Source organism: Halobacteriovorax sp. (genome assembly GCF_041587335.1).
In the GTDB taxonomy this organism is placed as follows: Bacteria; Bdellovibrionota; Bacteriovoracia; order Bacteriovoracales; family Bacteriovoracaceae; genus Halobacteriovorax.
On sequence record NZ_JBFGYP010000180.1, the window covers coordinates 1 to 4,484 of the forward strand.

Below are 4,484 nucleotides of genomic sequence, written 5' to 3' on the forward strand. Positions count from 1 at the left end.
TACTGAAGGACAGGATGATCTATTTATTGGGGTAAATTCATTTTTAAAGTACACAAATGGATCTTTAAAAGTTAAAGATTTACTAAAACTTTAGAGAAATCATTTAAGGAAAAATATGAGCAGTCAATATGATGGTATAACCCAAGAATTAATCGCCTCTGAGCAATTACAAGTTTTTGATGTTGTAGAAGCTTATTGCGACATCTGTGGTGACTTAACTCAACATCACATTGATAATTCAAAGAAGTATAATGAAGACGATGAAATATCACCTGATGCAATACTTTCTCCAGCGATATCAACTCAAGAATGTGTCATCTGCCGTGAAAATGAAGAAAATGAACTAGAGGAATTCTAGTTCATTAATATAAAAATCGATCAATTTTTTCTACTTAGTCGCTTTAATAGTAATCTGAATATTCTTCGTACCTAATTCAATTGGCTTAGATGTCTTTGCTTCAACTCCAGATTTATCCATAGCACTGCCTGACGGACTAATTCTTGCTGTAATAGAAAAAGGTCCCTTAAAAGGTAGATTCTTCATCATTTTATTAGACTCATCTAACTTAAAATTAACCGGATACTTTGGAGAATCTATTCTTTTAACAGCTAGTGGCATTGGCATAGGACTACCAAACTTCTTAGCAAATATATATAGTGTTCCTTTTGGAGCAACCCCTTCTACCGAAACTGTACCACTTAGACTTTTCGCGCTTATATTCAAAGCTGATAAAGCTATAAGACTGACAATAGTTAATTTCATAATTTTCATACTCTATGCCTCTTTAAGTTATAAATTTAAACTTAGGTTAACTACATTATAAGAGTTTATCTTTTACAAATCTTTCTACATTGATCTATATTCCTACAAATATACACTTAGTTAAATTACATACAAATTATAAAACTTCTATAAATTCTTAATTAGTTTTAATGAAAAATGGAGAAAAAGTGAATTCATACAACGAACTAAAGAAAATAAATGAAAAAATTCATAACTTATCGCACCTTGGAGCAATTACAAGCTGGGATCAACAAACAATGATGCCATCAGGTTCGAATGATGCGAGATCTAAGGCCATGGCAGAGTTTACAGTTCTAATGCATCAACTCTCTACTGATCCTAAAATTGCAGACCTATTAAATGAAGCATCTACTGAAGATTTAAATACTTCTGATAAATCGACTCTAAGAGAAATGAAAAGAAGCTATGAACTCTCTACTGTTGTTCCAGAAGATCTTGTAAAGGCCAAGTCTCTGGCCGGATCTAAGTGTGAGCATGCATGGAGAGAGCAAAGACCTAATAACGACTGGAAAGGCTTTTTAACTAACTTTGAAGAGGTTGTTAAACTATCAAGAGAAGAAGCAAATATCAGAGCATCAAAGTCTGGACTCACTCCATATGATTCTCTCCTAGACATATACGAACCAGGAATGAGTACTGAGAAACTAGACGTAATCTTTTCTGATGTAAAAACATGGCTTCCTTCTCTAATTGAAGAGATTGTAGAGAAGCAAAAATCATATAAAACAATCACTCCTAAAGGCCCTTTTAGTACAGAGAAACAAAAAGAGCTTGGATTAAAAGTTATGAAGAAGCTTGGCTTTGACTTCAACAAAGGAAGAGTTGATGTAAGCTCTCATCCATTCTGTGGTGGAGTACCTGAAGATATACGAATGACTACAAGGTATGATGAATCAGATTTCGTACAATCCCTAATGGGAATAGTTCATGAGACAGGACATGCTAGATATGAACAGAATCTTCCAAAAGACTACGTAGCACTTCCTTCTGGAACGGCTCGCTCAATGGGAATTCACGAGAGTCAAAGTTTATTCTTTGAAATGCAAATTGGAAGAGGAAGACCATTTCTTGAGTCAATTCATAGTGAAATAGTAGAGGCCTTTGGTGATATTGAAGCCTTTGAGATTGATAATCTTGTTAAGATCTACAATCGTGTTGAGCCTGGATTTATTCGAGTAGACGCAGATGAAGTAACTTATCCTGCACACGTTATTCTTAGATATGAAGTTGAAAGAGACTTAATAAATGGAAAACTAGAAGCTAAAGATATTCCAGAAGTTTGGAATCAAAAGATGAAATCATACCTAGGTCTAAGTACTGAAGGAAATTATACTCAAGGAGCACTTCAAGATATTCATTGGACTGATGGATCATTTGGTTACTTCCCTTCATACACTCTGGGTGCCATGTACGCAGCTCAACAATTTGACTCAGTTCAAAAGCAATACCCAAATATCAATGATTCTATCTCTAAGGGTGATTACTCTCAGGCATTTTCATGGTTAAAAGAGAATATCTGGGAAAAGGGAAGTTTATTCTTAACTGATGATCTTATAAAGAATGCGACAGGAGAGAGTTTAAATCCGAAGTTTCTAAAAGAGCACCTTATTTCAAGATACTTAAAGTAGAACAACTATAGGGCCTTACAAGTGGTTATCTATTAACCACTTGTTTAGGACCCATTTCTATTTAGTGAACTCTAGATAGTAATTCATCTAAAATAACGTATACTTCTTGGTAGTTATAACCGAGAGCAATAACGCCATCCCCTACTTCGTCGTACTCATCAGTATCAACTAATTCAGACTTTCTAAATTTAGAAATTGGATCTATTACTTCTAAAAGATCATTTGCCTCTTTAAAAGCATAGTAAGTAACTGCTGTGTTTAGTGGAGCAGTGACAGCAAGGGCAACTGTTCCGTTAGCAACACCTTCTCTCCAACCCGTTGCTCTAGCAGTCATTCTAGCGGCTCCACCTAGAGTGAACTTCATTAGCCTCTTCCAAATAATCCCACCTGTGACAATCTCAGCAGCAAGAAGAAAACCTCCCTTTACCGACTCTCTTGTCTCTAGAGAATTAAGCTCTGTTTTAGAGTAACCATCTTCACTAAAAATAACATCACACTCGGCACTCTCTTGATCACCAACACATTCGTAAAATTTATAGTTTACTCTAGATCTAGCTTCACTTTTCTCTACTTTAAAAAATACCTGATTATCTTCATAATCACTTGGGATTAGAGATGTTGCATAAGATATATTCGACGCTAGTAATAGTGTAAGTATAAAAGCTTTCATGATGAAGTCTCCACGTATTATTTAATAACTACCATCAGGTAGTGACTTTATTGATTGTTGATAATTGAAGAGGACTATATCAAAAATATACGCATCGCGTCATGTAATTGAATTCTGCATGTATTATTTACTGACAAAATAAATTAGAGATCAATAAGGATAGAGAGGCCTACAAGAAAGTAGGCCTTATTTTAATTAGTTAGAATCGCACTCTATAGAGTTTACACTGCAATGAACCCCATTACCTCTTCCTCCATATTTACATGCATTAATTGCATTAGTACGTGCCTCTAGCTCTGAGCTCCCAGTGCCACTAAAGATACCGTCAAAAGTAGAGTCTATTGTGCAGTAATATGTAACTTGTGGCCGTGACATACCACAGTAAACACTTGTCCTTCCAACAGTTGTTGATTCTCCATAGTCTAAATACACATCTGCACTAACTGCGCTGCTAACTAGCAATAACATACCAAAAATTAATTTCTTCACTTTAGATCCCTTAGTTTTAAAAAATTTATAATCTTCAAAAGGAACTAAGCAAAGAAAATGCCAACTTTTTTTTAACAATTTCTGGGGACTTGACGCATGGAACGGAGACACTTTGGGCCATAACAATTACACCACTTGAAGAAAAGTGGGGCATACTGACTCTCAATTTAAAGGTTTTATACTTTCTTTAGAGATCCTATCTCTCATGATTGAGCATTGCTTTTGCGTGACTTCTCCACTTAGAAGTGACAAGTTCGAGTGCATAAGGTTTGATTCAATCCCCATTTCATGACTATCATCTAAGAGAATATGACCTAACTCGTGAGCAAACACGCTATAGTCATCAGGTTCTTCATCAACATATGTTTTTTCATTTATTAAGTCTGTTATCCAAAAGGTATTTAAGGCAATAGAACTCTTATCAATTGCACTTGGTGGAAATGATGTTGCTAACTTATTCATATATTCATCAAACGAGTCAATAAATAGAGCAAGGGGTCTCTCCTTGATATTTAAGTCTATTAATAATTGCAAAGTTCCATCATAGTAACGATTTTCTAGAGAATTATTTAAGTCATAATAAAGACCCTTAGACGGATACTTCCACTCGACTTCTCGGATAGAGCCAATTGTGACTCCAATACTACACTGATCATATATATTTCGTAGCTTATTAAATCTTTCAAAAATATGTAAGAGGTCCCACCTTCCCTTTACTAGAACAATGTGAAGTTCCTGAGAAATACTAGCTGAGCTAACTTGATATACTGCTGGAACTTCATGCATTTTATCAACTAGGAAGGCCTCACTCGCGCCTGAGAGTGTGCTTAGAAGAGTAAATATTGATAAAAAGAGTACTCTAATGTTCCATCCATTGTTTTAATTTTACACA

6 protein-coding genes are annotated in these 4,484 nt (G+C 35.1%); 2 read left to right on the forward strand and 4 right to left on the reverse strand.

From position 1 onward, the window contains the following. The first annotated feature begins 115 nt into the window (after positions 1-115). Positions 116-358 (forward strand): hypothetical protein, encoded by a 243-nt coding sequence (locus tag ABX784_RS15625; RefSeq protein WP_372655996.1) that lies wholly within the window; start codon positions 116-118, stop codon positions 356-358. 30 nt (positions 359-388) lie between these two features. On the opposite strand, the gene ABX784_RS15630 is transcribed toward ABX784_RS15625, so the two are convergent. After that, a complete protein-coding gene (locus ABX784_RS15630; RefSeq protein WP_372655997.1) occupies positions 389-772 on the reverse strand; it encodes a hypothetical protein in 384 nt (127 codons plus the stop codon). 179 nt (positions 773-951) lie between these two features. On the opposite strand from ABX784_RS15630, the gene ABX784_RS15635 reads away from it, so the two are divergent. Beyond that, a complete protein-coding gene (locus ABX784_RS15635; RefSeq protein ID WP_372655998.1) occupies positions 952-2,433 on the forward strand; it encodes a carboxypeptidase M32 in 1,482 nt (493 codons plus the stop codon). A 61-nt stretch (positions 2,434-2,494) separates the two neighbouring features. On the opposite strand, the gene ABX784_RS15640 is transcribed toward ABX784_RS15635, so the two are convergent. From ABX784_RS15640 to ABX784_RS15650, 3 genes are all read right to left on the reverse strand, one after another. After that, positions 2,495-3,103: a hypothetical protein gene (locus tag ABX784_RS15640; RefSeq protein ID WP_372655999.1), complete on the reverse strand. Its 609-nt coding sequence runs from the start codon at positions 3,101-3,103 to the stop codon at positions 2,495-2,497. A gap of 195 nt (positions 3,104-3,298) precedes the next feature. Continuing rightward, a complete protein-coding gene (locus tag ABX784_RS15645; RefSeq protein ID WP_372656000.1) occupies positions 3,299-3,592 on the reverse strand; it encodes a hypothetical protein in 294 nt (97 codons plus the stop codon). A gap of 162 nt (positions 3,593-3,754) precedes the next feature. Then, on the reverse strand, positions 3,755-4,378 hold the full coding sequence (locus tag ABX784_RS15650) for a hypothetical protein (protein WP_372656001.1): 624 nt from the start codon (positions 4,376-4,378) through the stop codon (positions 3,755-3,757). Positions 4,379-4,484 lie beyond the last annotated feature (106 nt).

Coding starts and splice junctions, on each gene's coding strand:
- ABX784_RS15650 (WP_372656001.1), bottom strand. CDS start 4,378: ATGCATGAAGTTCCAGCAGTATATCAAGTTAGCTCAGCTAGTATTTCT.
- ABX784_RS15630 (WP_372655997.1), bottom strand. CDS start 772: ATGAAAATTATGAAATTAACTATTGTCAGTCTTATAGCTTTATCAGCT.
- ABX784_RS15640 (WP_372655999.1), bottom strand. CDS start 3,103: ATGAAAGCTTTTATACTTACACTATTACTAGCGTCGAATATATCTTAT.
- ABX784_RS15625 (WP_372655996.1), top strand. CDS start 116: ATGAGCAGTCAATATGATGGTATAACCCAAGAATTAATCGCCTCTGAG.